The following is a 24,665-nucleotide window of genomic DNA, read 5'->3' as shown; positions in this document are numbered from 1 at the left end:
ACAGTCACCTCTTCATTGACTGACACACCGTCATCGCGAGCAAGCCCGCTCCCACATTGGTTTTGTACAACCCTTCAAGAATGTGTTCGCTCCAAGTACCAACGGACTGCCATGAAACTCTCCCCTCTCGCCCTGACGCTGACCTTGCTGCCAGCCGGCCCACTGCTGGCCGACTCCTTCGAACGCGATCAGGCCCTGAAACTGCCCGACGTGTTGATCAGCGCCAACCGCCAGGTCGAAGCGCGCAACGACAGCAGCGCTGCCAATACCGTGTTCACCCGCGAAGACATCGATCGCCTGCAACCCGACAGCGTCACCGACCTGTTGCGTCGCGTACCGGGCGTGCAAGTCTCGCAAACCGGAGGGCGCGGCAGTCTGCCGGGGGTTTACATCCGCGGCACGCAATCGGCCCAGAGCCTGGTGCTGGTGGACGGTCAGCGCATCGGCAGCTCGACCTCTGGCGACAGCAACCTGCAACACCTCAACATCGAACAGGTCGAGCGCGTGGAAGTGCTGCGTGGCTCCCGTTCGGTGATCTACGGCAGCGATGCGATTGGCGGGGTGGTGCAGATCTTCACCCGACGCGGTGGCGAGCAAGGCCTGCAGCCACGGTTGCACATGGGCGTTGGCAGCAACCAGACCTGGGAGCGCAGCCTCGGGTTGTCCGGCGGCGATGAAAAAACCCGTTTCAATCTCGGTGCCAGCCTCGATGAAACCGCCGGGATCAATCGCACCCACGAGTCTTACCCCAGCGATGGCGACCACGACGAGTACCGCAACAAATCGCTGAGCCTGAGCCTGAGTCATGCGCTCAGTGATGACATCGAAGTCGGCGCCAATGTGCTGAATAACAGCGGCAAGAGCGAATTCGACAACCCGTTCGGGCGCTTCGACATGACCACTTTCGAGTCGGTCCAACAGCAGCCCTACAGCGATTTCGATGTGAGTAGCGTCAGCAGCTACGCCGATGCGCGGATCCATGAACGCTGGAAAACCCGTGTCGAACTCGGTCACAGCGAAAACCGCGAAAAGACCCGCGACAAGCTCAGTGACGAACGCACCGTATTCAATACTTACCGCGACTCGCTGAACTGGCAGAACGACCTGACGCTCACCGAGCGCAACAGCCTGATGGTTGGTGGCGACTGGTATGAGGACCGGGTCAACAGCAGTACGGCGTACGATGAAGACAGCCGCTGGAACCGCGCGGCGTTTATCCAGCATCGCTATCAGGCCGACCGTTTCTCCACTGAACTTGGCCTGCGTCACGATGATAACCAGCAATTTGGCAGCCAAAATACCTGGAGCGGCACCTTTACCCTGCCGCTGAACCCGGATAACGAAGTACTGCTGACCTACAGCGAAGGCTTCCGCGCGCCGACCTTCAATGACCTGTACTACCCCGACTTCAGCAACCCCGACCTGAAGCCTGAAACCTCGAAAAGCTACGAGTTACAGTGGCGCAGCCAGTTGAGCGAAAACAGTCGCCTGGAGGCCTCGCTATACCGCACAGACCTGCAAGACGCGATCATCTTCGGCAGCAATTCGCGCCCGGAGAACGTCGCTTCGGCGCGGATCAACGGCTTCGAAGCGGCGTTGAAGCAGGAACTGTTCGGCTGGCAGAGCAACCTCGGCGTGGCGATCATCGATCCGCGCGACCGCGACACCGGCCACACCCTGGCCCGACGCGCCCGGCGCACCCTGAGCCTGGATCTGGATCGGCAGTTCGATCGCCTCGGTCTCGGCGCCAGTTGGCAGGCGGTCAGCAGCAGCTATGACGACGTGAACAACCAGCAGTCGTTGGCTGGGTATGCGTTGTTGGGGCTACGAAGCAGATGGGAGCTCAATCGTGAAATCCAGCTGGAGCTCAAGGTCGACAACCTGCTGGACAAGGGTTACAGCCGGGCGATGTACAGCCATGACGGCAATCAGTATGGGTATCGTGAGGAAGGTCGGGCGTGGATGTTCGGGGTGAGCTGGACACCGGAGATCTGATCTGAAATTTGTATCGCCTGCATAGACCTCTTCGCGGGCAAGCCCGCTCCCACAGGTTTAGCGCGATCCTGTGGGAACGGGCTTGCCCGCGATTGCAGACGCCTCGGTCTCAGCGCTCGGGCGCGATCAAGTGGCAGAGTTTTGCTGTCGCTTCAATCATCTGCCCACTCGGCCGCTCCAGCCCTTTATCGGTCACCAGTCGCAACTGCCCCTGCGCTACCGCCGCCACCTGCGGCCAGGCCTGCCACGCATCGAGCTGGACCTGATCGCTGGCCAGGATCACCTCGGGATTACGCTGTAACACGGCTTCCACGCTGACCTGCGGTGCCGGCAATGTCTGGTCCCCGAACACGTTCCGCGCGCCGCAAACCTCGAGCGCATCGCTGATGATCTGTCCGCCGCCAACGGTGTACAACGGGCGGTCCCAGACCTGATAGAACACCCGCAACGGCGTGTCCCGTCGATAGCGCTGACGCAATTCATCCAGGCGCCGGCGCAAATCGCCGGCCAACGAAGTTCCACGCTCAGCCCGACCGAGCTGGGCAGCGATGGCCTCGATCTGCGCGGTGAGTTGTTGCAGATTATGGGGCTCGGCAACGTAGGTCGGGATGTTCAAGCGTTTGAGCTGGTCACGCTGGGCCGGGCCGACGCTAACGGGCCATAACAGCAACAGATCGGGTTTCAGACTGACCAGGCGCTCCATGTCCAACTGGCCGTAGCGGCCAACGGAGGGCAGGTTCTTGAGTTCGGCAGGTCGTTCACCGGCGTCCAGCACACCGACCAGGAGGTCGGCGGAACCCAGTTCAACGACGATCTCCGAGAGCGATGGCGCGAGGCTGACAACCCGTTCGACCGCCACTGCCGGGCCGCTGGCCGCCAGCAGCAAAACCGCCAGCCAGACAGCGCGCATCAACCGAGTTGACGCGGAATACGGTAAAGGTAGAACAACACCGCGGTCGACAGTGCCAGCAGCATCAGCGGCACAGCTTCGAGGCCTACGAAAACCGCCAGGGCACCAATCCAGGCGGGCAGCCCGGCGGCCAGGAAGGCCGTACGACGTTTGGCGGCGAGACTGATCCAGGCAGCGGGCTCTTCAGGAGTGTCCAGGGCTTTCTGGGTAGCGATCAGCGCGTGCTTGTAGCCGCCGAAGAACTTCAGGCTGACAAACATCGAGGCTACGCCGGCGATGAACAACGGCATCGCCAGCACCGGCAGAATCGCCTCACCCTGACCAAACACCGCGTTGATCACCAACAGCGGCAACAACGCCAGCGCCAGGTATTGCCACCAGTTGACGGACAGTCGCCGCCGGACCTGACCGCGGGTCACGCCCGGTCTACCTCACCCTGATGTTCATTGCCCATCATGTGGTCGAGTTTGCTCGCCTTGGTCGCCAGATACAGCTTGTTGTGCGGGTTGTGACCGGTATGCAGCGGCACACGCTCGGCAACCACGATGCCCATGTCGGTCAAGGCTTTGACCTTGCGCGGGTTGTTGGTCATCAGGCGCAGGGATTTGACGCCCAGGTGCTCCAGCATCGGCAGGCACATGGCGTAGTCGCGCTGATCGGCCGCGAAGCCCAGGCGCTCGTTGGCTTCAACGGTATCGGCGCCGCCGTCCTGCAATTCATACGCGCGGATTTTGTTCAGCAGACCGATGCCACGGCCTTCCTGACGCAAGTAAAGCAACACGCCACGACCTTCGCGGGCGATGGCCTGCAACGCGGCTTCAAGTTGCGAGCCGCAGTCGCAACGCTGGCTGAACAAGGCGTCGCCGGTCAGACATTCGGAGTGCAGCCGGCCGAGTACCGGGGCACCGTCGGCGAACTCACCCAGGCTCAGCACGACGTGCTCGCGGCCGGAGGCTTCATCGAGAAAGCCATGCATGGTGAATTGCGCAAAAGGCGTTGGCAGCTTGGAAGCGGCGACAAAAACGACAGGCACCGTTGTGCTCCTGATCTAAAGTCTGTAGTTCGCAAAGCCGGCATTGTAACAGCAGGTTCCAGCCGACGCTTAGGCTGAATTATCGGCCATAACGATCTAAATGTTTGATATTCACCCCCCTAAAACCCTGTGGGAGCGAGCCTGCTCGCGATGGCGCAATGGTAGTCGACACATGAATTGACTGATACACCGCTATCGCGAGCAGGCTCGCTCCCACAGGATTATCGTCCGCCACCAGACTATGGTCAGTTTGAATCAAACGGATAAGGCTGTTTCCAGCGCTCGAAGACGGGCTTGAGCTCGCCGTTTTTCACCAGTTGCTCCATGCGCTGGTCGAACAATGCCATCAGGGCGCGAGCCTTGGGGGTCTTGGCGAAACACAGATACAGCGGCAATTCCGCAATATGGCTGCGGCGTAACTGCGATGGATCCTTGGCGCGACTCATGACGTAATCGACTTCTGTCAGTGCATCAATGTAGAAGTCGGCGCGATTGCGGGTCAGCATCGACACGATGCCGGTTCGCCGCATCACTTCGTCATAGCGACGCACGTTGGGAAGGTAATGCTGGTAGCCGTAGCCGCGGACCCAGGCCAGCCGGTAGTTGCCCAGGGTTTGTAAGGTCGGCACCGGAGTGCTGGCGAGCCCCAGGGCGTAGATATGATCGGTATCGAAATTCCAGCGCGGATACAGCACTTCGCTGGACTCGTCACGGTAGGAACCGACACAGGCGTCGACCTCGCCGCGCTCGGCCAGGCCCACGGAGCGCAAGTAGGGCTCGGTGCGGATATTCACCTTCACGCCTGCCGGTTCGAAGACGTGTCGCAGCACGTCCCAAGCCAATCCATGACCATCAGCGGCGGTGTAGTCTTCCCACTCTTCGCTCGCCAGTTGAATCACCGATGGCGGAGTGTCGACGTCTCCCGCCCGGGCGAAAGAGCAAAACACCGCAAACAGCAGTACCAATATCCCGCGCAGAGCCATCCTTAGTTCTCCCGACTGACAGTTCTCCTGATTAACCCCTGGCCATCCGTCTGGTCAGTTGAAAAACCACACCAGCCCCTGCATCGCCAACCAGGCAAACACCCCGGCCAGGACGTCATCGAGCATGATCCCGACGCCACCATGCACATGCCGGTCGATCCAGCGGATCGGCCACGGCTTGAGAATATCGAAGAAGCGGAACATCAGGAAACCCGCTAGCAGCCATTGCCAACCTTCCGGCACCAGCCACAGGGTGATCCACATCCCGACCATCTCGTCCCAGACGATGCCTTCGTGGTCGTGCACGCGCAAATCGTCGGCCACTTTGCCGCACAGCCAGAAGCCGAACAGCATGGTGATGCCGAGCATCAGCCAGTAAGCCCAGTCGGGCATCATCTGCCATAACGGGATAAAGGGTAGCGCAACTAACGAACCCCAGGTTCCCGGAGCCTTTGGCAAGGTGCCCGAGCCGAAGCCGAACGCCAGAAAATGCCACGGGTTACGCCAGACCGACGGCGGTACGAATTCCGCCGGGACCTGCTTGGGGTGATCTGTCACGGTGACTCCCGAAAATGTTGATAACCCCGGGTTTGCGGGGTGATGTCTTGTCCATCGGCATCCAGCAGCGTTACGCCCTGCCCGTCCACCACTCGCCCGATCACATGGATCGGCCAGCCATCCGCCAGCAACAGCGGCAACTCGACGGACGGCAAGGTAAAAGCCAGCACGTAATCGTCACCACCGCTGAGCGCAGCGTCTTGGGCAGCCGCTTGGCCAAGGAATGCAACCAGCGCCCTGGACAACGGCAAACGATCGCGCTCGACCTCAATGCCAACCTTCGATGCCAGCGCGATATGTCCACAGTCAGCGAGCAGGCCATCGGAGATGTCCAGCGCTGAAGTGGCCTTGCCACGCAGGGCTTGCCCCAGGCGAAGCTGCGGTTGCGGCGACCAGTAATGCGCCAGCAGAGGATCGGCAGTGGCCGCTTCAGCGCTGCGCTGGCCGAGCACCAGCGGCAAGGCGCCAGCGGCATTGCCCAGCTCACCGCCGACACACAACAGGTCGCCCGGTTGCGCGCCGCTGCGGGTCAGGGCCAATCCAGCCGGCACACGGCCGAACACCGTCATGGTCAGGCTCAACGGCCCGCGGGTGGTATCGCCGCCCACCAGTGCCACGCCGCAGCTTTGCGCCATGAGGTTCAAACCACGGGCATAGGCTTGCAGCCAATCGGCAGTCACCGTCGGCAAGGTCAGGGCAAGGGTAAAGGCAACGGGGGTGGCGCCCATGGCGGCCAGGTCGCTGACGGCCACGGCCAGCGAGCGCTGACCGAGCAGAAACGGATCGCAGGGGTCGGCGAAATGCACACCGGCCACGAGGGTGTCGGTGGAAATCGCCAACTGCTCCCCGGGAGGAACAGCCAGCAAGGCGCAGTCATCGCCGATCCCGAGGGCAACGCCTTCGCCGCCCTGCGCACAAGGCGCGGCGGCGAAGAAATTGCGGATCAGCTCAAACTCGCCCATCAGGACACTGGATTCAAGCGCAGGTTAGCGCTTGAACGCCTTCACTTCAGCTTCACGCAGACGCGGGGCCAGCTTGTCGAGCACACCGTTGACGAACTTGTGGCCGTCGGTGGAACCGAAGACCTTGGCCAGTTCGATACCTTCGTTGATCACAACGCGGTACGGCACGTCGACGCGCTTGAGCAGTTCCCAGGTGGACAGGCGCAGAACCGCCAGTTCAACCGGGTCCAGCTCTTCGATGGTCAAGTCCAGGCAAGGCGTGAGTGCAGTGTCGATTTCGGTCTTGAACTGCGGAACCCCGTGGAGGATTTCGCGGAAGTAGGCACCATCGACATCGGTGAAATCGTTATCGACCCGGAATTGCGCTTCGATCTCGTTCAGCGACTGCTTGGCCATGTGCCATTGGTACAGCGCCTGAGTCGCGAGCTGACGGGCTTCGCGACGCTTGACGCTTTTCGATGGCTTGCCGGCGTCCGCAGGCTTTGGATCGCGCGGGTTGAAACGATCGCTTTCGTCGCTAATCACTTGGCCTCCAACTGCGCCAGCAGGCTGACCATTTCCAGGGCGGACAGGGCAGCTTCGGCGCCTTTGTTACCGGCCTTGGTGCCGGAACGTTCGATGGCTTGCTCGATGGAATCAACGGTCAGGACGCCGAAAGCGACCGGAACGCCGAACTCCATGGAGACCTGGGCCAGGCCCTTGGTGCACTCGCCAGCCACGTATTCGAAGTGCGGAGTACCGCCACGAATGACCGCGCCCAGGGCGATGATTGCTGCGAACTCGCCTTTCTGAGCGACTTTCTGCGCAACCAGCGGGATTTCGAAGGCGCCAGGTGCGCGGATGATGGTGATGTCGCTTTCGCTCACGCCGTGGCGAACCAGGGCATCAACTGCACCGCTGACCAGGCTTTCAACGACGAAACTGTTGAAACGGCCCACTACCAGAGCGTAGCGGCCTTTAGGGGCGATGAAGGTACCTTCGATGGTCTTCAGGGTCATTCGATAGATCTCTTAAAGAGCCGGGACGCGTCTCGTACGCGTCCCTCGGTGATATTTGAACCGCGAATTCAAGGCCGGGAACAACCGGTCATTATTCGGAGGGCACGTATTCTACAACTTCCAGATCGAAACCGGATATCGCATTAAATTTCATTGGTGCCGACATCAGGCGCATTTTGCGTACGCCGAGGTCACGCAGGATCTGCGAACCGGCACCCACAGTGCTGTAGGTGGTCGGTTTTTTCACCGCTGTGTGATCGGCGGTTTCGCGGATATGCGCCAGCAACACGTCGCCATCGAGTGGGTGACCGAGCAGCAGCACCACACCGCTACCGGCCTCGGCAACCGCGGACATGGCGGCGCGCAGGCTCCAGCGGCCCGGTTGCTTGACCATCAACAGGTCGCGCAGCGGGTCCATGTTGTGCACACGGACCAGGGTCGGTTCTTCAGCGCAGACAGTGCCCAGGGTCAGGGCCATGTGCACATCGCCCTCCACGGAATCACGATAGGTCACCAGGTTGAATTGGCCCAGTTCGCTGTCCAGCGGCTGCTCGGCAATCCGCTGAACGGTACGTTCGTGGATCATCCGGTAGTGAATCAGGTCGGCGATTGTGCCGATCTTGATGTCGTGTTCTGCAGCGAAGGCTTCCAGTTCGGCGCGACGGGACATGGTGCCGTCGTCGTTCATCACTTCGCAGATCACGCCACTGGGCTCGAAACCGGCCATGCGCGCAAGATCACAGGCGGCCTCGGTGTGGCCAGCACGAGCCAGGGTGCCGCCGGCCTGGGCCATCAGCGGGAAGATGTGGCCGGGGCTGACGATGTCTTCAGCCCGGGCATCACGGGCAGCGGCAGCCTGGACAGTGCGCGCACGGTCGGCGGCGGAGATGCCGGTGGTCACGCCGGTGGCCGCTTCAATGGAAACGGTGAACTTGGTGCCGAAACCGGAACCGTTGCGCGGTGCCATCAATGGCAGCTTGAGCGTTTCGCAGCGCTCGCGGGTCATCGGCATGCAGATCAGGCCACGGGCGTGCTTGGCCATGAAGTTGATGTGCTCGGACTGGCAGCACTCGGCGGCCATGATCAGGTCGCCTTCGTTCTCGCGGTCTTCGTCATCCATGAGGATGACCATCTTGCCTTGGCGGATGTCTTCAACCAGTTCTTCGATGCTATTGAGCGCCACAAGGCACCCCCCTTCTTTCGAAATTAGAGCTTCAGGATTTGAGGTAGCCGTTTTGGGCCAGAAAGCTTTCAGTAATGTTGCTGCCCGATGCTGGCTCTGCGGCCTTGTCGCCGAGCAACAGGCGCTCCAGGTAACGGGCCAGCAAGTCCACTTCCAGATTCACCCGGCGGCCTGGCTGGTACGACGCCATGATGGTTTCGCTCAGGGTGTGCGGAATGATAGTCAGCATGAACTCGGCGCCATCGACCGCGTTCACGGTCAGGCTGGTGCCGTCGACGGTGATCGAGCCTTTATGGGCAATGTACTTGGCCAGATCTTTTGGCGCACGGATGCGAAACTCCACGGCACGCGCGTTTTCGGTACGGGCAACCACTTCGCCCACGCCGTCGACATGGCCGCTGACCAGGTGCCCGCCGAGGCGAGTGGTCGGGGTCAGGGCTTTTTCCAGGTTGACCGGGCTGCCGCTTTTCAGGTCATTCATGGCGGTGCAGTCGAGGGTTTCGCGACTGACGTCGGCAGCGAAGCCGTTGCCCGGCAGTTCAACCGCTGTCAGGCACACGCCGTTGACCGCGATGCTGTCGCCCAGCTTGACGTCGCTCAGGTCGAGCTTGCCGGTGGCTACGTGGACCCGCACATCTCCACCTTTAGGGGTCAATGCACGAATACTGCCGATGGATTCGATGATGCCGGTGAACATGGGGTTCTCCTCGAGAACAAGGCCAGCGCTATAGCGATGGCCGGGAATTATACGCTCGCTGCTGGCGAAGGAATGGCAGTGACCCGCCAGTCATCGCCAACCGCGCGAATTTCGGTAATTTTGAGCTCGGGCGCATCCTTCATTTGCACGAGCGGCCAGTCCAGCAGCGGCCGCGCCGAAGAGCCCAAAAACTTGCCGGCAATGAAAATCTGGAACTCGTCCACCAATCGGAGCTGAGCAAAAGCTCCGGCCAGACGCGGGCCGGCCTCGACCAACACTTCATTGACTCCGCGAGCGGCAAGTTCGACCAGCAGCTGACGCAGGTCGACCTGACCATCGTAGCCAGGCACGATCAGGCATTCCGGGCCGTTGGCGTATTGCTCTTCAACCGCCACGCAAGTGGCGACCAGCGCCGGGCCGGCCTTGAAAAACGGCGCATCCAGCGGCACCCGCAAACGACCGTCGACCAATACGCGCAGCGGCGGCCGGCTCATGGCCAGGGCAGTTTGCGCGGCATCCAGACCCAGTTCATCGGCACGCACGGTCAAACGGGCGTTGTCCGCCAGCACCGTGTCGGCGCCGGTCAGCACCACACTGGCCTGGGCGCGCAGACGTTGTACCGCAGAACGCGCCGCCGGACCGGTGATCCATTGGCTCTCGCCGCTCTCCATCGCCGTACGACCGTCCAGGCTCATGGCCAACTTGACCCGCACGAACGGCAAGCCGTGTTCCATGCGCTTGAGGAAGCCTTGATTGAGTTTGCGCGCCTCGCTTTCCAGCACGCCGCTATCGGTGGCGATGCCCGCCTGGGCCAGACGTTGCAGGCCGCGACCGGCCACTTCCGGGTTCGGATCCTGCATTGCCGCCACTACCCGCGCGACACCGGCATTGACCAGCGCATCGGCGCAGGGCGGCGTGCGGCCATGGTGGCTGCAGGGCTCGAGGGTCACGTATGCCGTGGCGCCCCGGGCCTGTGCACCGGCGGCACGCAAGGCGTGGACTTCGGCATGGGGCTCACCGGCGCGCTCATGCCAGCCTTCGCCGACGATCTGCCCGTCACGCACGATCACGCAGCCAACCCGAGGGTTGGGGTGGGTTGTGTAATGACCTTTGCGCGCCAGTTCCAGGGCACGGGCCATGAAATGAGCGTCGAGGATGGCAAGCTCTGCGGGCGAGGTCATTCTTTCACCGGCTCACGGGCCAGGCGATCGATCTCTTCGCGGAACTCGTTGAGGTCCTGGAAGCGGCGATACACCGAAGCGAAACGGATATAGGCGACTTCGTCGAGCTTTTGCAGCTCGGCCATCACCAGTTCGCCGACCACGAGGGATTTGACCTCGCGTTCGCCGGTGGCGCGCAGTTTGTGTTTGATGTGCACCAGCGACGATTCGAGGCGCTCGACACTCACCGGGCGCTTTTCCAGCGCGCGCTGCATGCCGGCGCGGAGCTTTTCTTCGTCGAACGGCTGGCGACTGCCGTCGGTTTTGATCAGGCGCGGCAACACCAGTTCAGCCGTCTCGAACGTCGTGAAACGCTCGCCGCAGGCCAGGCATTCACGCCGGCGGCGCACCTGTTCGCCCTCGGCGACCAGACGTGAGTCGATGACCTTGGTGTCGTTGGCACCGCAGAAGGGACAGTGCATGGTGGCAGGCAACAAAAAAAGGGAGGGCCATGGTAGCGCATCCCCGTGGCAAGACAAGCCATAGGGTTTGCGGTATACAGATTGGTTATATATGGATTACGTCTTGCCGGAGCCGCAAATGTCCCTGAGACCACTCGTTTTGCTCAGTTTTTTCAGCCTGCTGGTCGCTTGCAGCAGCGATGCCCCCAAGCCCCAGCCGCCAACGCCAGGCCCTGCACCAGAACAGGCGCAGAAGAAAGCCCGGGAATCGGCGAATCTCGGTCCACTGCCGGCGTATCAGCGCGAATTGAGCGGTACGCTGCAAGGTGTGCCGGCAGGGGCTGAAGTGGAGCTGGCGCTGCTGGTGATCGACGAAAAAGATCGGCCGCAGCAATTGCTCGCCAGTTCCAACCTGATCGGCAACAACCAGGCGCTACCGTTTCACCTGCGCTTCAACCCCGAATCGTTCCCGGTCGGCGCCCGTGTAGAGCTGCGTGGCCGCGCCAGTCAGTCCGGCCAGTTGATCCTGCACCTGCCGTCACAGCTGATTAGCCAGCCGACCACCCAGGCGCTGGGCCAATTGCAATTCGTCAAAGCGCCATGAGTGCACCGCACGACCTGCAACAGGCTTTGGGCGAATTGCTGGGTGATGCGCAGCTGGTCGCCTGTCAATTACCGGGGACCGATCTGAAGTTGTGGTTGATTGATGGCGACAACATGGACCGGGCCTTCAGCCCGGAAGAAACCCGGCGGATCCTGCATGAACCGCCTTATTGGTGTTTTTGCTGGGCCAGTGGCCTGGCGGTGGCACGTCATCTCGCCGACTTCCCTGAGTGGGTCAAGGGCAAGCGCGTGCTGGATTTCGGCGCGGGCTCCGGCGTGGCCGGGATTGCCGCAGTGAAGGCCGGGGCGCTGGAAGTGGTGGCTTGTGACCTTGACCCATTGGCGATTGCCGCCTGTCGGGCGAATGCTGAACTCAATGATGTCGAGCTCAGCTATTCGACGGACTTTTTTGCCGAGGCCGATCGCTTTGATTTGATCCTGGTAGCCGATGTGCTCTACGACCGGGCGAACTTGCCGTTGCTGGATGAATTTCTCAGTCGCGGCCGGGAAGCGTTGGTAGCCGATTCACGGGTGCGCGATTTTCGTCATCCGCTGTACCGGCGCATCGAGATGCTGGAAGCCATGACCCTGCCGGATCTGGCCGAGCCACACGAATTTCGGCATGTAAGCCTGTACCACGCCTCCCGGCCTTGATTGATTGATCGTTCCCACGCGTGGGAACGATCGGTGTCCTGTCTTCCGGCCGCCCCCCGTCAAGCCGTATAGTTGCCCCATTCACGCTTTTACGAGATCCCCCATGAGTCAGCCAACGCCGTACATCTTCGACGCCACGACTGCCGATTTCGACCAGTCAGTAATCGAGAACTCCTTTCACAAGCCGGTGCTGGTGGATTTCTGGGCCGAATGGTGTGCGCCTTGCAAACAGCTGATGCCGATGCTGCAGGCCATCGCCGAGAGCTATCAGGGCGAACTGCTGCTGGCCAAGGTCAACTGCGACCTCGAACAGGACATCGTCGCTCGCTTCGGCATCCGCAGCCTGCCGACCGTGGTGCTGTTCAAGGATGGCCAGCCTGTCGACGGTTTCGCCGGTGCGCAACCGGAGTCAGCCGTTCGCGCCCTGCTCGAACCCCACGTGCAAATGCCGCCACCGGCCGCCGCCGACCCGTTCGAACAGGCCCAGGCGCTGTTCGACGACAGCCGCTTCGCCGATGCCGAAGCCCAGCTCAAAGTGCTGCTGGGCGAGGACAACACTAACGCCAAGGCGCTGATCCTCTACGCCCGCTGCCTGACCGAGCGCGGTGAACTGACTGAAGCGCAAACCGTACTCGATGCGGTCAAGAGCGACGAGCACAAGGCCGCCCTGGCCGGTGCCAAAGCACAGATCAAGTTTCTTGGCCTGGCCAGGGACTTGCCGGACGCCGCCGACCTCAAAGCCCGCCTGGCGAAAGACCCACTGGACGACGAAGCGGTGTATCAACTGGCGATCCAGCAACTGGCCCGTCAACAGTACGAAGCCGCCCTGGATGCATTGCTCAAGTTGTTCATGCGCAACCGCAGCTACAGCGAAGGTTTGCCGCACAAGACCTTGCTGCAGGTGTTCGAGCTGCTGGGCAACGACCACCCGCTGGTCGGCACCTACCGTCGCAAGTTGTTTGCCGCGCTTTATTAAGATCAACAGATCGCAGCCTGCGCCAGCCCCACACGGACACTGCAGGAGCTGGCGCAGGCCGCGAGCTTTTGCGGTTTATTCGAGCCAGCGGTAGAGCGGCGTATCCCCGCCGCTCTCGACCTTCACGTCGGGACTATGGCGCAACCGCACCAACAGGCGCTTGCCCGCCCCCGCACTGCCGGTCAACCCTTCCAGCTGGTCGAGCAAGTCCGGCCCGCTGAGTTGCCCGGCCTTGCGCAACAAATCCCTGGCGATCTGCCACAGCGCATCATCCTGATTCAGCGGTTTTGCCGTTGGCGCGCTGGCTGCGGTTTTCTCCACCTGCAGCTGCGCGCCCAAGCGTGCCCAGTCGCTGTCATCCATCTCCAGCGTCAAATCCACCGGCCAGTCGCCGATGTTTCCGCGAATTCGCAACATAGCTCTGCTCCCGCACATTTCTTGCGTGCATGCTCCCACGGGACTTGTGCAACGCCAAGCAGACGGTCAAACTCTCCGCACTAATGTAATAAGATTACATAACATTATCTTCACTTTACCTTTCGGAGAATCGCCATGCGTCATCTGCTTCTCGCTCTGCCGTTTGCCTTGTTGCCACTGGCTGTCGCCCAGGCCGCCGACGAACATGATCATGAGCACGGCAGCCTTGGCGCCCATGAACACGGCGTCGCTCGCCTGAATGCGGCGTTGAGCGGGCAGACTCTGGAACTGGAACTGGAAAGCCCGGCGATGAATCTGGTGGGGTTCGAACATGCTGCCGCCAGCGATGACGACAAGGCTAAAGTCGCCTCCGCCCGCGCCCGCCTTGAAAAACCCCTGGCTCTTTTCAGCCTGCCAAAGGCCGCAGGTTGCGTGGTGCAAAACCAGGGACTGGAAAGCCCGTTGTTTGGCGACAAACCGCATGCCGACGATGATCACGATGAAGACGCCAAGGCCGAAGTGGCCCACGAGCACCATGAGGGTCACAGCGAAATCCACGCGCTTTACCAGTTCACCTGCGCCGCTCCTGGCGAGCTGAAAACCCTGGACCTGGTAAATGTTTTCAACACCTTCCCGGCGACCCAGAAGATTCAGGTACAACTGATCGGCCCGAGCGGCCAGCAAGGCGTTGAAGTGACGGCCAAGGCTGCCAGCCTAAAATTCTGATCCGCCCAAAAGTCCCCTGTCCAACAGGTCCAACACAGGTCATCAACATTCATGAAATCGGCTAAATGACCCAAGCACTCATCGAACTGTCCGACCTGGGCTTCAGTTGGCCCGGTCACCCGCTCTTGCTGGATATCCCGGCGTTTCGTCTGGAGCGAGGGGAAACCCTGTTTCTCAAAGGTCCCAGCGGCAGCGGCAAGACCACCCTGCTGGGCCTGCTCGGCGGCGTGCAAAAGCCGGATCGCGGCAGTATTCGCCTGCTCGGCCACGAACTGAGCGAAATGTCCGCTGGTGCCCGCGATCACTTTCGCGTCGATCACACAGGCTACATTTTCCAGCAGTTCAACCTGCTGCCGTTTCTGTCAGTGCGCGAGAACGTCGAACTGCCCTGCCACTTCTCGAAACTACGTGCCGCACGGGCCAGGCAGCGTCACGGCAGCGTCGACAAGGCCGCAGCCACCCTGCTCGCGCACCTGGGTTTGCAGGATGACAACATCCTCGGCCGCCGCGCCGATTCGCTGTCCATCGGCCAGCAACAACGAGTCGCGGCCGCGCGGGCATTGATCGGTCAGCCGGAACTGGTGATCGCCGACGAGCCGACTTCGGCCCTCGATTACGACGCCCGGGAGAACTTCATTCGCCTGCTGTTCGCCGAATGCCGCGAAGCCGGCTCGAGCCTGCTGTTCGTCAGCCATGACCAGAGCCTGGCGCCGCTGTTCGATCACAACCTGTCGCTGGCCGATCTCAATCGCGCCGCCACGCCCGCAGAGGTTTGAGATGTATCTGTTCCGTCTAGCCATGGCCAGCCTGGCTAACCGCCGTTTCACCGCGATCCTCACCGCGTTCGCCATCGCCCTGTCGGTGTGCCTGCTGCTGGCCGTCGAGCGTGTACGCACAGAAGCCAAGGCCAGTTTCGCCAGCACCATCAGCGGCACCGACCTGATCGTCGGCGCCCGCTCCGGCTCGGTCAACCTGCTGCTGTACTCGGTGTTCCGCATCGGCAACGCCACTAACAACATCCGCTGGGACAGCTTCGAGCACTTCGCCAATAACCCGAAGGTGAAGTGGGCGATCCCGATGTCCCTCGGCGATTCCCATCGCGGCTATCGGGTCATGGGCACCACCGAGGCGTACTTCGAGCACTACCAGTACGGGCGCCAGCAACATCTGGAACTGGCGGATGGCCGCGCCTTCGCCAGCGACCCGTTCGAAGTGGTGCTCGGCGCTGAAGTCGCCGAGGCACTGCACTACAAGCTCGGCGACAAACTGGTGCTGGCCCATGGTGTGGCGGCGATCAGCCTGGTCAAACATGATGACAAGCCGTTCAACGTGGTCGGCATCCTCAAGCGCACCGGCACCCCGGTGGATCGCACGCTGCACATCAGCCTCGGCGGCATGGAAGCGATTCACATCGACTGGCACAACGGCGTTCCGGCACGGGGCGATGGGCGCATCAGCGCTGATCAGGCGCGCAACATGGACCTGACGCCGCAAGCGATTACCGCGTTCATGCTCGGCCTCAACAACAAGATTTCGACGTTTGCCCTGCAGCGCGAAATCAACGAATTCCGTGGCGAACCGATGCTGGCGATCCTGCCGGGCGTGGCGTTGCAGGAGCTGTGGAGCTTGATGGGCACGGCAGAAAAAGCCTTGTTCGTGGTCTCGCTGTTTGTGGTGCTGACCGGGTTGATCGGTATGCTCACGGCGATTCTCACCAGCCTCAACGAGCGTCGCCGGGAGATGGCGATCCTGCGTTCGGTAGGCGCTCGCCCCTGGCACATCGCGACGTTGCTGGTGATGGAAGCCTTTGCCCTGGCGCTGTCGGGCGTGATTGCTGGCGTGGCCCTGCTGTACCTGTGCATCGCGGCGGCCCAGGGTTATGTGCAGGCCAACTACGGTCTGTATCTGCCGCTGGCCTGGCCCAGCCAATATGAATGGACACTGCTTGCTGGCATCCTGATCGCCGCGCTGCTGATGGGCAGCGTGCCGGCCTGGCGGGCCTACCGCCAATCCCTGGCCGATGGTTTGTCGATCCGTTTATGAGGATGTTGAAAATGCCCCGCGCTGTACTTGCGCTGTTGATGCTGGTTGCCCTGCCCCTGTGGGCGGCGCAGCCAAAAGACCTGACCTGGTCGGAAATGATTCCGCCGGACGCGCCCAAGGAAGTGCCGAACATGACGCCCCTGCACGACCTCTCGCAGATGAGCAGCGCGCTGTCGGCCGAGTCAGCGCCGGCAGCCAGGCAGGACATGCCCAACGCGCCAGTGGTCAAGGCCCTCGACGGCCAGGACATCCGCCTGCCGGGCTACATCGTGCCGCTGGAAGTGAGTGAGGAAGGTCGCACCACGGAGTTTCTGCTGGTGCCGTATTTCGGCGCCTGCATTCACGTACCGCCACCGCCGTCGAACCAGATCGTGCATGTCAGAAGTGAAGTGGGCGTGAAACTCGATGAGCTGTATCAGCCGTACTGGATCGAGGGTGCGTTGCAGGTAAAGGCGTCTACAAGCGAGTTGGCGGACGCCGGATACCAGATGGAGGCGGACAAGATTTACCTGTATGAGCTGCCGGAGTGAGCCCCCATTGGTCCGCCGTCGTTCAGAAAATAGTTTTCGCGAGCAAGCCCGCTCCCACTTTAAGCCCAGGTGCGACTGGCGCTCCGACGAAGGCTTCATCAAAACCACAATAAAATACAAACCCCGTTCACTTTGTTGAGCTAAATCAAGGTAACTACTAAATAGCGAGCTACCATTGGGCATAGAAAATTTTAATGTCCTCTGGAGCCCCCCATGAACAAGTCCTTGCTCAGCGCTTCGCTGGTTGCCCTCGCGCTCGCAGCCCCGCTCGCCAATGCTTTCGAAGCCGGTGACATCATCCTTCGTGCCGGCGCCATCACCGTTGACCCGGAAGCTGACAGCTCCAGCGTCAAGGTCGATCAAGGCCCGCTGGCAGGTGCAGACCTGGGTGGCAAGGCAACCCTGAGCAGCGACACGCAGCTGGGCTTGAACTTTGCCTACATGCTTACCCCTCACCTCGGCATCGAGCTGCTCGCCGCGACCCCGTTCGAACATGACGTAAAAATCAAGAACACCGCGCTGGGCCCAGCCAACGGCAAACTCGGTAGCATCAAACAGCTGCCGCCCACCCTGAGCCTGGTGTATTACCCACTGGATCCAAAGTCGAAGTTCCAACCGTACGTCGGCGGTGGCATCAACTACACCTACATCTACGACGAACACGTCGGCAGCCGAGCCGAGTCCGCCGGCTTCAGCAACTTCAAGGCGGATAGCTCCTGGGGCCTGGCCTGGCAGGTCGGCGCCGACTACATGTTGACCGACAACGTGATGATCAACGCCCAGGTGCGCTACATCGACATCGATACCACCGCCACAGTGGAAAACAACGCCATTGCACCGGGCACCCGGGCCAAGGTTGACGTGGATGTGGATCCGTTTGTCTACATGATCGGTCTGGGCTACAAGTTCTAAGTAACGTTCACGTGGTGGTGAATGAGGCCGTGGCGAGCAGACTCAATACTGATGGCGACCGTTACAGGCTCGACCTGGAGCAAGCTCCCTCGCCACTGGAATTGCACAGTTTGTAGTGGCAAATTCCGGCCGTGAAAAAGGCGCCTTCGATAGGCGCCTTTTTCATTCATAGCTACCTGAAGGAGCGAGCATGCTCGCGATGGTCGTTAACGATGACGCGGGAAGTCTGGTTCCCCATGGTGCTCTTGAGTCCATCGCGAGCGTGCTCGCTCCTACAGTAGTCGAGCGCATTCCCCTGTAGGAGCGAGCATGCTCGCGATGGTCGATAACGATAACGCGGGAGTCTGGTTCCCCGCGGCGTTCTTGAGTCCATCGCGAGCGTGCTCGCTCCTACAGTAGTCGAGCGCATTCCCCTGTAGGAGCGAGCATGCTCGCGATGGTCGTTAACGATAACGCGGGAGTCTGGTTCCCCGCAGTGTTCTTGAGTCCATCGCGAGCGTGCTCGCTCCTACAGTCCCAGCAACCGTGCCAGCCCGACGCTCATGGGGGTTTGCTCGCTGGCAGCGAAGCGCTCCAGCAAGCGCCGGTTGTCGGCCCGGGAATGACGAATGTCACCGGAGCGTGCCGGGCTGTAGCTCACCGGCGGCAGCTCACCGACCACTTCTTCAAGGGCCTGGAGCATCTGCTTGAGAGTCGTCGCCTGGTTCCAGCCGACGTTGACCGCGCCCACTTCGACCTGGGGTTTCTCGATGGCTTGCACCAGCAAGTCGACCAGATCCTCGACATAGACAAAGTCGCGGGTCTGCTCACCGTCACCGAACACGGTGATCGGCAAGCCTTTCAGCGCGCGCTCGCTGAAAATACTGATCACCCCGGAGTACGGCGAGGAGGGATCCTGGCGCGGGCCGAAGATGTTGAAGAAACGGAAAATCACCGGCTCCAGAGCATGCTGGCGCCGATAGAAATCGAAATACTGCTCACTGGCCAGCTTGTCCACGGCGTAGGGCGTCAACGGCGCTTTAGGCGTGTCTTCGTCGATCGACTGGCCTTCGCCGTTGTTGCCGTATACCGCTGCACTGGAGGCAAACAGCACGCGTTTGACTCCAGCCTGACGCATGGCCTCACAGACGTTCAGCGAGCCGATGAAGTTGCTTTGGTGGGTCTTCACCGGATCGTCCACCGAAGCCTGCACCGAGGCCACCGCCGCCAGATGCGCCACGGCGCTGCAACCGGTCATCGCCCGGGCAACCAGGGCGGCATCGGCCACATCGCCGACGATCAATTCGACCCTGGGATTGTCCAGCGGCAGATTGCTGCGCTTGCCCGTGGACAGGTCGTCGAGAATCCGCACTGCATGGCCCTTGGCGAGCAACGCGTCGGTCAAGTGCGAACCAATGAAACCGGCACCACCGGTGATTAAAACGGGACCGTCAGCCATGCCGATAAAACCTGTCCAATAGACCGGGAAGCGCCGCGCGCCATGCGCGTGGCTTGATGCCGAACGTGTGCAGAATCTTCTTGCAGGCCAGTACCGCGTGCTGCGGCTCTTCGGCGGCATCCGGACGCGCGGCGTGGGCCTGGGCGGTGGGTGCCTCAATGGCCAGCGTATGCAGGTTGCGGGCTTCGGTCAGGATTGCCTGCCCCAGCGCCAGCGGCGTGGTCGCCTCGTGCCCGGCGTAATGATAGGTACCCCACAGCGGCGCGGCGCAATCGAGTTGCTTGAGCACGGAAATGATCACCCGGGCGGCGTCATCCACGGGCGTCGGGTTGCCGCGACGATCGTCGGCCAGCAACAGCTCTGCGGGAGTTTCGGCGCGGGCGAGGAATCGGCCCAGGGCGCCGTCGGGGCTGTCGTCGAGCAGCCAGCCGAAACGCAGCAACACATGCTGTGGGCAGGTCGCGCGCACGCTTTGCTCGATCCGCCACAGGGCCTGACCGCGCAGGCCCAGGGGCACCGGTTCGTCTTTTTCGCTGTAGGCAGTGGCGCGGGAGCCGTCGAACACCCGATAGCTCGAAGGCTGGAGCAACACGATATTGTGATGCTTGCACAACTCGGCCAGACGCTCGATCGCCCGCTCCTGCCCGGCCAGACGCTGCTCGCTGACCGCTTCGGCCTGGAACCAGTCGAAGTAGTAGGCGAGGTTGATCAACGCATCCGGTCGGGTGTCGTCGAGCAGTTGCGTCAGGCTCGCGGCATCCCAGCCGTCTTGCGGCGGGCGGGGGGCGAGGAAACCGATATCTTCCTCTGCACCGAGGCGAATCAGCGCCTGCCCAAGGGCATTTCCGCCGCCCAGTAACATAAGGCGCATTCGCATAGAGTCAGCAGGCCCAGTCTGATTGGAACGATGGCTATATCGACACCGCGTACAGGCGATGTCGTTGTCAATTGCCGGAATCGTTGCATTTTGCGGGTTTAGTGCGCAACCGTCATCCGTAAAGTGTAGTTATCCTGCTTTTGCGGTGCCCGTGCCTGCCACTGGAGATCCCAAGCGGTACTTGCATCTTGCGCCCCCCACCCGCATAACTGGCTCCATGAACCTGCCCATCCCTGCAGACAGTGCCCTGAACGGCTTCCACCCCGCCGTCAGCGCCTGGTTCAGTCACACCTTCGCGACGGTCACCGCCGCCCAGGCCCGCGCGTGGCCGTTGATTCGCCAGCGCCGTTCGACGTTGATTGCCGCGCCCACCGGTTCCGGCAAGACCCTCACCGCCTTCCTCGCGGTGATCGACGACCTGGTGCACCGAGGCCTGGAAAGCCCCGACGGCCTGCCCGTCGAAACCCTGGTGGTCTACGTCTCGCCGCTCAAGGCGCTGTCCAACGACATCCAGATCAACCTGCAAGACCCGCTGGCCGGGATTACCGGACAACTGCACGCGATGGGCTTGCCGCCCCTGCAGATCAACACCGCCGTGCGCACCGGCGATACGCCGCAAAAAGAACGCTCGGCGATGCGCAAGAATGCGCCGCATATCCTGGTGACCACCCCCGAATCCCTTTACGTGCTGCTCGGGTCCGACTCGGGCCGGCAGATGCTGAGTTCCACGCGCACGGTGATTGTCGACGAAATCCACGCCATGGCCGCCAGCAAACGCGGCAGTCACCTGGCCCTGAGCCTGGAGCGCCTGCAAGCCCTGTGTGCCGAACCGCTGCTGCGCATCGGCCTGTCGGCCACGCAAAAACCCATCGAGGCCGTCTCGCGGTTTCTTGTGGGGCAGGACCGCCCCTGTGAGATCGTCGACATCGGCCACGCCCGCCCGCGGGATCTGGATATCGAAGTACCGCCCGTGCCGTTGTCGGCGGTGATGTCCAACGATGTCTGGGATCTGGTCTACGATCGCCTCGCCGCTCTCGCCCGGGAACACCGGACCACACTGATTTTCGTCAACACCCGGCGCCTGGCCGAACGCCTGAGTCGGCACCTGAGCGAACGCCTCGGCAAGCACGCCGTGGCCGCCCACCACGGCAGCCTGGCCAAGGAGTTTCGCCTCGACGCCGAACAGCGGCTCAAGCGCGGCGATCTGCAAGTGCTGATTGCCACCGCTTCGCTGGAGTTGGGGATCGACATTGGCGACGTCGACCTGGTTTGCCAGATATCCTCGCCGCGTTCTATCGCCGGTTTCCTGCAACGGGTCGGCCGCTCCGGCCACCAGGTCGGCGGAACGCCCAAGGGCCGCTTGTTCGCCACGACCCGCGACGACCTTATCGAATGCGCGGCACTGCTGGACTGCGTGCGCCGGGGCGAACTCGACACCTTGTTGATCCCTGTGGCACCGCTGGACGTGCTGGCGCAACAAATCATCGCCGAGGTCAGTTGCCAGCAATGGCAGGAACAGGCTCTGCTGCAAATGCTGCGCCGTGCCTCGCCCTACGCCGGGCTCGACGACCAACATTATCAGGCGCTGCTGCAGATGCTCGCCGAGGGCTACAACGGTCGCCAGGGCATCCGCAGCGCTTATCTGCATCGCGACGCCGTGAGCCGCACCCTGCGCGGTCGCCGGGGCGCTAAGCTGACGGCGGTGACCAGTGGCGGCACCATCCCGGACAACGCCGACTACAGCGTGCTGCTGGAGCCCCAAGGGCTGAACATCGGCAGCGTCAACGAAGACTTCGCCGTGGAAAGCATCGCCGGGGATGTCTTCCAGCTGGGCAATACCTCCTATCGAATCCTGCGCGTGGAGACCGGCAAGGTCCGGGTCGAAGATGCCCAAGGGCAGCCGCCGACCATTCCGTTCTGGCTCGGTGAAGCCCCGGGGCGCAGTGCCGAACTGTCGATGGCGGTAGCGCGCTTGCAAGCGCACCTCGACGACCTGCTCGGTGCCACGCCGGGCAACCTGCAACCGGCCCTCGACTGGCTGACCGACACCCTCGGCCTGAACTTCGCCAGTGCCGAACAAATGGTGGAATACCTGGCCCCGGCGCGGCAGACCATGGGGGCCCTGCCTTCCCAGGACACACTGCTGATGGAGCGGTTTTTCGACGAGTCGGGCGGCACGCAACTGATCATCCACACGCCGTTCGGCAGCCGTATCAACCGCGCCTGGGGCCTGGCCCTGCGCAAGCGTTTCTGTCGCACCTTCAACTTCGAATTGCAGGCCGCCGCCAGCGAAGACGCCATCGTGCTGTCACTGTCCACCAGTCACAGTTTTGAACTCGATGATGTCTGGCGCTACCTGCACAGCAACAGCGCCGAACACACCCTGATTCAGGCCGTGCTCGATGCGCCGCTGTTCGGTGTGCGCTGGCGCTGGAATGCCGGCGTGGCCCTGGCCCTGCCGCGTTACAGTGGCGGACGCAAAGTGCCGCCGCAGATCCAGCGGATGAAAAGCGAAGACCTGATCGCCAGCGTGTTTCCCGACCAGATCGCCTGCGTGGAAAACCTCGCGGGGGAACGGGAGATTCCTGACCATCCGCTGGTGGAACAAACCCTCGACGATTGCCTGCACGAGGCCATGGACACTGAAGGCTGGCTCGCGTTGTTGCGGCGTATCGAGGGCGGCGATATCCGCCTGATCAGCCGCGACTTGCCGGCACCTTCACCGCTGGCAGCGGAAATTCTCAGCGCCCGCCCCTACACCTTTCTTGACGATGCACCGCTGGAGGAACGCCGCACACAGGCCGTGCTCAACCGGCGCTGGAGCGACCCGCAATCGACCGATGACCTTGGCAAGCTGGATGCCGACGCCATCACCGCCGTGCGCGAAGAAGCCTGGCCCGCACCCACTGGCGTCGATGAAATGCACGAGGCATTGATGAGCCTGGCGTGCATCACCGATGCCGAGGTCCAGGCCAATGCGCAGTGGCTCGATTGGCTCAACGCCCTGGCCGGAGGTGGACGCGCCAGTCGCCTGCAAATCAACGCCAGCCATTGCGTGTGGCTGGCCGTGGAACGCCTGACTTGCCTGCAGGCGATTTATCCACAGGCGGTTTTATCGCCGCCGCTGCAGGCACTGCCGGGGTTCCACGAAAGCTGGGGCACGGATGAGGCTGTACTCGAAGTAATTCGGGCACGGCTCAGTGCATTCGGCCCGCTACCGCTGAACAGCATCGCCGAGCCACTTGCAATGGCACCATCGCAAGTCACTCAGGCCCTGGCGCAACTGGAACGCGAGGGGTACGTTTTGCGTGGCCGCTTCACCCCTGGCGCCAGTGAGGAGCAATGGTGCGAGCGGCATTTGCTGGCACGGATTCATCGCTATACGGTCAAGCGTCTGCGTCGGGAAATCGAGCCCGTGGCATTGCAGGACTTCATGCGTTTTCTGTTCGACTGGCAGCATGTCTCGACCGCAACCCAAGGCCAGGGCGCAAAGATGCTGCCGGCTATCGCCGCGCAATTCGAAGGCTACCCCGCCGCTGCCTCGGCCTGGGACAGCGACGTCCTGGCAGCGCGCATCAAGGATTACTCGGCGAGCTGGCTGGATGAACTGTGCCGCAGCGGCAAGCTGGTGTGGCTGCGCCTGACCGCAAGCAACAAGGGCGCCAGCACGGCGCTGCGCAGTACGCCGATTGTATTATTGCCACGCAATCAGGTCGGGCTTTGGAGCGGGTTGACCGAACAGACGCCAGCCAGCGAACTGTCACCCAAGGCACAGAAGGTTCACACCGCCCTCAGCCAGCATGGCGCGCTGTTTTTCGATGAGCTGATTCATGAAGCGCACCTGCTGCGTGCCGAGCTGGAAATCGCCCTGCAGGAACTGGTGGGCGCCGGCCTGGTGAACGCCGACAGCTTCGCCGGTCTGCGGGCGCTGATCACCCCGGCCAGCAAACGCCAGAACCGCAGCACTCGTCGCGGGCGCGGAGCGTTTTCCGGGGGCATGGACGATGCCGGGCGTTGGGCCCTGTTGCGACGCGCCACTGCCGCGTCGGTTGTGGATAACCAGCGTCCGGCGGCTACGCCTTCCGACACGCTTGAACACATTGCCATGACCTTGTTGCGCCGCTACGGCGTGGTGTTCTGGCGTCTACTGGAGCGTGAGGCGGACTGGTTGCCAAGCTGGCGTGAGCTGCTGCGTACTTTCCACCGGCTGGAGGCCCGCGGCGAGATTCGTGGCGGGCGGTTTGTCAGCGGCTTGGCGGGTGAGCAGTTCGCCCTGCCAGAGGCGATTGGATTATTGCGCGAAGTGCGCCGCCGGCCGAAGGACGGCAGTCTGATCGCGGTGTGCGGGGTTGATCCGCTGAACCTTGCCGGCACGCTTTTGCCCGGTGCGAAAGTGCCGGCGCTGGCCGGTAATCGGCTGGTGTATCGCGATGGATTGCCGGCGGCTGCCGAGATTGCCGGCCAGCAGCATTTCTGGCTGGAGCTGGATCAGCAGGCCAGTGCCGAGGTGCGCAGCAAGCTGATCCAGCATTGAGGCCAGTGCAGTCGC

General features: G+C 62.2%; 25 protein-coding genes. 10 read left to right on the top strand and 15 right to left on the bottom strand.

Annotated elements, in window-relative coordinates; translation table 11 throughout:
- Positions 1 to 111 precede the first annotated feature (111 nt).
- Positions 112 to 1,995 carry a TonB-dependent receptor domain-containing protein gene (locus AC07OG_RS14685; protein ID WP_495067353.1) on the top strand — a complete coding sequence of 628 codons (1,884 nt, stop codon included), beginning with the start codon at positions 112 to 114 and terminating at the stop codon, positions 1,993 to 1,995.
- Between the two features lie 109 nt (positions 1,996 to 2,104).
- Here AC07OG_RS14685 and AC07OG_RS14680 read toward each other — a convergent pair whose 3' ends face one another.
- The 12 genes from AC07OG_RS14680 to nrdR form a co-directional block, all read right to left on the bottom strand.
- Positions 2,105 to 2,905 carry a cobalamin-binding protein gene (locus AC07OG_RS14680; protein ID WP_495067352.1) on the bottom strand — a complete coding sequence of 267 codons (801 nt, stop codon included), beginning with the start codon at positions 2,903 to 2,905 and terminating at the stop codon, positions 2,105 to 2,107.
- Positions 2,905 to 3,324 carry an MFS transporter gene (locus tag AC07OG_RS14675; RefSeq protein WP_495067351.1) on the bottom strand — a complete coding sequence of 140 codons (420 nt, stop codon included), beginning with the start codon at positions 3,322 to 3,324 and terminating at the stop codon, positions 2,905 to 2,907. Before AC07OG_RS14675 ends, AC07OG_RS14680 begins: the two co-directional genes overlap by 1 nt.
- Positions 3,321 to 3,938: a GTP cyclohydrolase II gene (ribA, locus tag AC07OG_RS14670; protein WP_060543223.1), complete on the bottom strand. Its 618-nt coding sequence runs from the start codon at positions 3,936 to 3,938 to the stop codon at positions 3,321 to 3,323. The genes AC07OG_RS14675 and ribA overlap by 4 nt, the downstream gene beginning before the upstream one ends.
- A gap of 245 nt (positions 3,939 to 4,183) precedes the next feature.
- The gene (locus AC07OG_RS14665; protein WP_495067350.1) at positions 4,184 to 4,921 is read right to left on the bottom strand and encodes a substrate-binding periplasmic protein; all 738 of its coding nucleotides are present in this window, start codon (positions 4,919 to 4,921) and stop codon (positions 4,184 to 4,186) included.
- A 54-nt stretch (positions 4,922 to 4,975) separates the two neighbouring features.
- Positions 4,976 to 5,479, bottom strand: coding sequence for a phosphatidylglycerophosphatase A family protein (locus AC07OG_RS14660; protein ID WP_060543221.1), 504 nt, complete (start codon positions 5,477 to 5,479; stop codon positions 4,976 to 4,978).
- Entirely contained in the window at positions 5,476 to 6,441 is a 966-nt protein-coding gene (gene thiL / locus AC07OG_RS14655; RefSeq protein ID WP_495067349.1) for a thiamine-phosphate kinase, read from the bottom strand. Before thiL ends, AC07OG_RS14660 begins: the two co-directional genes overlap by 4 nt.
- Before the next feature lie 24 nt (positions 6,442 to 6,465).
- Complete coding sequence (gene nusB, locus AC07OG_RS14650) at positions 6,466 to 6,966, bottom strand: transcription antitermination factor NusB (protein WP_008053839.1); 501 nt, start codon at positions 6,964 to 6,966, stop codon at positions 6,466 to 6,468.
- Positions 6,963 to 7,439: a 6,7-dimethyl-8-ribityllumazine synthase gene (ribH, locus tag AC07OG_RS14645; protein WP_003228649.1), complete on the bottom strand. Its 477-nt coding sequence runs from the start codon at positions 7,437 to 7,439 to the stop codon at positions 6,963 to 6,965. Before ribH ends, nusB begins: the two co-directional genes overlap by 4 nt.
- A gap of 91 nt (positions 7,440 to 7,530) precedes the next feature.
- Positions 7,531 to 8,622: a bifunctional 3,4-dihydroxy-2-butanone-4-phosphate synthase/GTP cyclohydrolase II gene (gene ribBA / locus AC07OG_RS14640; RefSeq protein ID WP_060543219.1), complete on the bottom strand. Its 1,092-nt coding sequence runs from the start codon at positions 8,620 to 8,622 to the stop codon at positions 7,531 to 7,533.
- A gap of 31 nt (positions 8,623 to 8,653) precedes the next feature.
- The gene (locus AC07OG_RS14635; RefSeq protein WP_060543218.1) at positions 8,654 to 9,319 is read right to left on the bottom strand and encodes a riboflavin synthase; all 666 of its coding nucleotides are present in this window, start codon (positions 9,317 to 9,319) and stop codon (positions 8,654 to 8,656) included.
- A 47-nt stretch (positions 9,320 to 9,366) separates the two neighbouring features.
- Positions 9,367 to 10,500 (bottom strand): bifunctional diaminohydroxyphosphoribosylaminopyrimidine deaminase/5-amino-6-(5-phosphoribosylamino)uracil reductase RibD, encoded by a 1,134-nt coding sequence (gene ribD, locus AC07OG_RS14630; RefSeq protein ID WP_495067348.1) that lies wholly within the window; start codon positions 10,498 to 10,500, stop codon positions 9,367 to 9,369.
- Positions 10,497 to 10,961, bottom strand: a complete 465-nt coding sequence (gene nrdR, locus AC07OG_RS14625) for a transcriptional regulator NrdR (RefSeq protein ID WP_003228656.1) — start codon at positions 10,959 to 10,961, stop codon at positions 10,497 to 10,499. The genes ribD and nrdR overlap by 4 nt, the downstream gene beginning before the upstream one ends.
- Before the next feature lie 118 nt (positions 10,962 to 11,079).
- On the opposite strand from nrdR, the gene AC07OG_RS14620 reads away from it, so the two are divergent.
- From AC07OG_RS14620 to trxA, 3 genes are all read left to right on the top strand, one after another.
- The gene (locus AC07OG_RS14620; RefSeq protein WP_060543216.1) at positions 11,080 to 11,544 is read left to right on the top strand and encodes a YbaY family lipoprotein; all 465 of its coding nucleotides are present in this window, start codon (positions 11,080 to 11,082) and stop codon (positions 11,542 to 11,544) included.
- Positions 11,541 to 12,197, top strand: coding sequence for a class I SAM-dependent methyltransferase (locus AC07OG_RS14615; protein ID WP_495067347.1), 657 nt, complete (start codon positions 11,541 to 11,543; stop codon positions 12,195 to 12,197). Before AC07OG_RS14620 ends, AC07OG_RS14615 begins: the two co-directional genes overlap by 4 nt.
- 103 nt (positions 12,198 to 12,300) lie before the next feature.
- Positions 12,301 to 13,173 (top strand): thioredoxin, encoded by an 873-nt coding sequence (trxA, locus tag AC07OG_RS14610; RefSeq protein WP_060543214.1) that lies wholly within the window; start codon positions 12,301 to 12,303, stop codon positions 13,171 to 13,173.
- 75 nt (positions 13,174 to 13,248) lie between these two features.
- Here trxA and AC07OG_RS14605 read toward each other — a convergent pair whose 3' ends face one another.
- Positions 13,249 to 13,590, bottom strand: coding sequence for a hypothetical protein (locus AC07OG_RS14605; RefSeq protein ID WP_060543213.1), 342 nt, complete (start codon positions 13,588 to 13,590; stop codon positions 13,249 to 13,251).
- A 135-nt stretch (positions 13,591 to 13,725) separates the two neighbouring features.
- Between AC07OG_RS14605 and AC07OG_RS14600 the strand changes: the two genes are divergently transcribed.
- The 5 genes from AC07OG_RS14600 (at position 13,726) to AC07OG_RS14580 (ending at position 17,801) form a co-directional block, all read left to right on the top strand.
- Positions 13,726 to 14,316 (top strand): DUF2796 domain-containing protein, encoded by a 591-nt coding sequence (locus AC07OG_RS14600; RefSeq protein ID WP_495067346.1) that lies wholly within the window; start codon positions 13,726 to 13,728, stop codon positions 14,314 to 14,316.
- A gap of 65 nt (positions 14,317 to 14,381) precedes the next feature.
- Positions 14,382 to 15,092 (top strand): ABC transporter ATP-binding protein, encoded by a 711-nt coding sequence (locus AC07OG_RS14595; RefSeq protein ID WP_495067345.1) that lies wholly within the window; start codon positions 14,382 to 14,384, stop codon positions 15,090 to 15,092.
- A 1-nt stretch (position 15,093) separates the two neighbouring features.
- Positions 15,094 to 16,359 carry an ABC transporter permease gene (locus AC07OG_RS14590; RefSeq protein WP_495067344.1) on the top strand — a complete coding sequence of 422 codons (1,266 nt, stop codon included), beginning with the start codon at positions 15,094 to 15,096 and terminating at the stop codon, positions 16,357 to 16,359.
- Between the two features lie 11 nt (positions 16,360 to 16,370).
- The gene (locus tag AC07OG_RS14585; protein ID WP_218425443.1) at positions 16,371 to 16,889 is read left to right on the top strand and encodes a DUF3299 domain-containing protein; all 519 of its coding nucleotides are present in this window, start codon (positions 16,371 to 16,373) and stop codon (positions 16,887 to 16,889) included.
- Between the two features lie 213 nt (positions 16,890 to 17,102).
- A complete protein-coding gene (locus tag AC07OG_RS14580; protein WP_060543209.1) occupies positions 17,103 to 17,801 on the top strand; it encodes an OmpW/AlkL family protein in 699 nt (232 codons plus the stop codon).
- 508 nt (positions 17,802 to 18,309) lie between these two features.
- Here AC07OG_RS14580 and AC07OG_RS14575 read toward each other — a convergent pair.
- The gene (locus AC07OG_RS14575) at positions 18,310 to 19,239 is read right to left on the bottom strand and encodes an NAD-dependent epimerase/dehydratase family protein (protein WP_495067343.1); all 930 of its coding nucleotides are present in this window, start codon (positions 19,237 to 19,239) and stop codon (positions 18,310 to 18,312) included.
- Positions 19,232 to 20,116, bottom strand: coding sequence for a sugar nucleotide-binding protein (locus AC07OG_RS14570; RefSeq protein ID WP_218425445.1), 885 nt, complete (start codon positions 20,114 to 20,116; stop codon positions 19,232 to 19,234). Before AC07OG_RS14570 ends, AC07OG_RS14575 begins: the two co-directional genes overlap by 8 nt.
- 217 nt (positions 20,117 to 20,333) lie before the next feature.
- Between AC07OG_RS14570 and AC07OG_RS14565 the strand changes: the two genes are divergently transcribed.
- A complete protein-coding gene (locus tag AC07OG_RS14565; RefSeq protein WP_495067342.1) occupies positions 20,334 to 24,650 on the top strand; it encodes an Lhr family helicase in 4,317 nt (1,438 codons plus the stop codon).
- The last annotated feature ends 15 nt before the right edge of the window (positions 24,651 to 24,665 follow it).

It is taken from the genome of Pseudomonas sp. GW821-FHT09H03, assembly GCF_059415945.1.
The sequence above is the reverse complement of the archived record's forward strand: the minus strand, read 5'-3'. Positions and strand labels throughout refer to the sequence as shown.

Excerpts from the sequence above, each read along its gene's own strand:
- AC07OG_RS14685 (WP_495067353.1), top strand. The coding sequence starts at position 112 with ATGAAACTCTCCCCTCTCGCCCTGACGCTGACCTTGCTGCCAGCCGGC.
- AC07OG_RS14680 (WP_495067352.1), bottom strand. The coding sequence starts at position 2,905 with ATGCGCGCTGTCTGGCTGGCGGTTTTGCTGCTGGCGGCCAGCGGCCCG.
- AC07OG_RS14665 (WP_495067350.1), bottom strand. The coding sequence starts at position 4,921 with ATGGCTCTGCGCGGGATATTGGTACTGCTGTTTGCGGTGTTTTGCTCT.
- thiL (WP_495067349.1), bottom strand. The coding sequence starts at position 6,441 with ATGGGCGAGTTTGAGCTGATCCGCAATTTCTTCGCCGCCGCGCCTTGT.
- ribH (WP_003228649.1), bottom strand. The coding sequence starts at position 7,439 with ATGACCCTGAAGACCATCGAAGGTACCTTCATCGCCCCTAAAGGCCGC.
- AC07OG_RS14635 (WP_060543218.1), bottom strand. The coding sequence starts at position 9,319 with ATGTTCACCGGCATCATCGAATCCATCGGCAGTATTCGTGCATTGACC.
- ribD (WP_495067348.1), bottom strand. The coding sequence starts at position 10,500 with ATGACCTCGCCCGCAGAGCTTGCCATCCTCGACGCTCATTTCATGGCC.
- nrdR (WP_003228656.1), bottom strand. The coding sequence starts at position 10,961 with ATGCACTGTCCCTTCTGCGGTGCCAACGACACCAAGGTCATCGACTCA.
- AC07OG_RS14620 (WP_060543216.1), top strand. The coding sequence starts at position 11,080 with ATGTCCCTGAGACCACTCGTTTTGCTCAGTTTTTTCAGCCTGCTGGTC.
- AC07OG_RS14615 (WP_495067347.1), top strand. The coding sequence starts at position 11,541 with ATGAGTGCACCGCACGACCTGCAACAGGCTTTGGGCGAATTGCTGGGT.
- trxA (WP_060543214.1), top strand. The coding sequence starts at position 12,301 with ATGAGTCAGCCAACGCCGTACATCTTCGACGCCACGACTGCCGATTTC.
- AC07OG_RS14605 (WP_060543213.1), bottom strand. The coding sequence starts at position 13,590 with ATGTTGCGAATTCGCGGAAACATCGGCGACTGGCCGGTGGATTTGACG.
- AC07OG_RS14600 (WP_495067346.1), top strand. The coding sequence starts at position 13,726 with ATGCGTCATCTGCTTCTCGCTCTGCCGTTTGCCTTGTTGCCACTGGCT.
- AC07OG_RS14595 (WP_495067345.1), top strand. The coding sequence starts at position 14,382 with ATGACCCAAGCACTCATCGAACTGTCCGACCTGGGCTTCAGTTGGCCC.
- AC07OG_RS14590 (WP_495067344.1), top strand. The coding sequence starts at position 15,094 with ATGTATCTGTTCCGTCTAGCCATGGCCAGCCTGGCTAACCGCCGTTTC.
- AC07OG_RS14585 (WP_218425443.1), top strand. The coding sequence starts at position 16,371 with ATGCCCCGCGCTGTACTTGCGCTGTTGATGCTGGTTGCCCTGCCCCTG.
- AC07OG_RS14580 (WP_060543209.1), top strand. The coding sequence starts at position 17,103 with ATGAACAAGTCCTTGCTCAGCGCTTCGCTGGTTGCCCTCGCGCTCGCA.
- AC07OG_RS14575 (WP_495067343.1), bottom strand. The coding sequence starts at position 19,239 with ATGGCTGACGGTCCCGTTTTAATCACCGGTGGTGCCGGTTTCATTGGT.
- AC07OG_RS14570 (WP_218425445.1), bottom strand. The coding sequence starts at position 20,116 with ATGCGAATGCGCCTTATGTTACTGGGCGGCGGAAATGCCCTTGGGCAG.
- AC07OG_RS14565 (WP_495067342.1), top strand. The coding sequence starts at position 20,334 with ATGAACCTGCCCATCCCTGCAGACAGTGCCCTGAACGGCTTCCACCCC.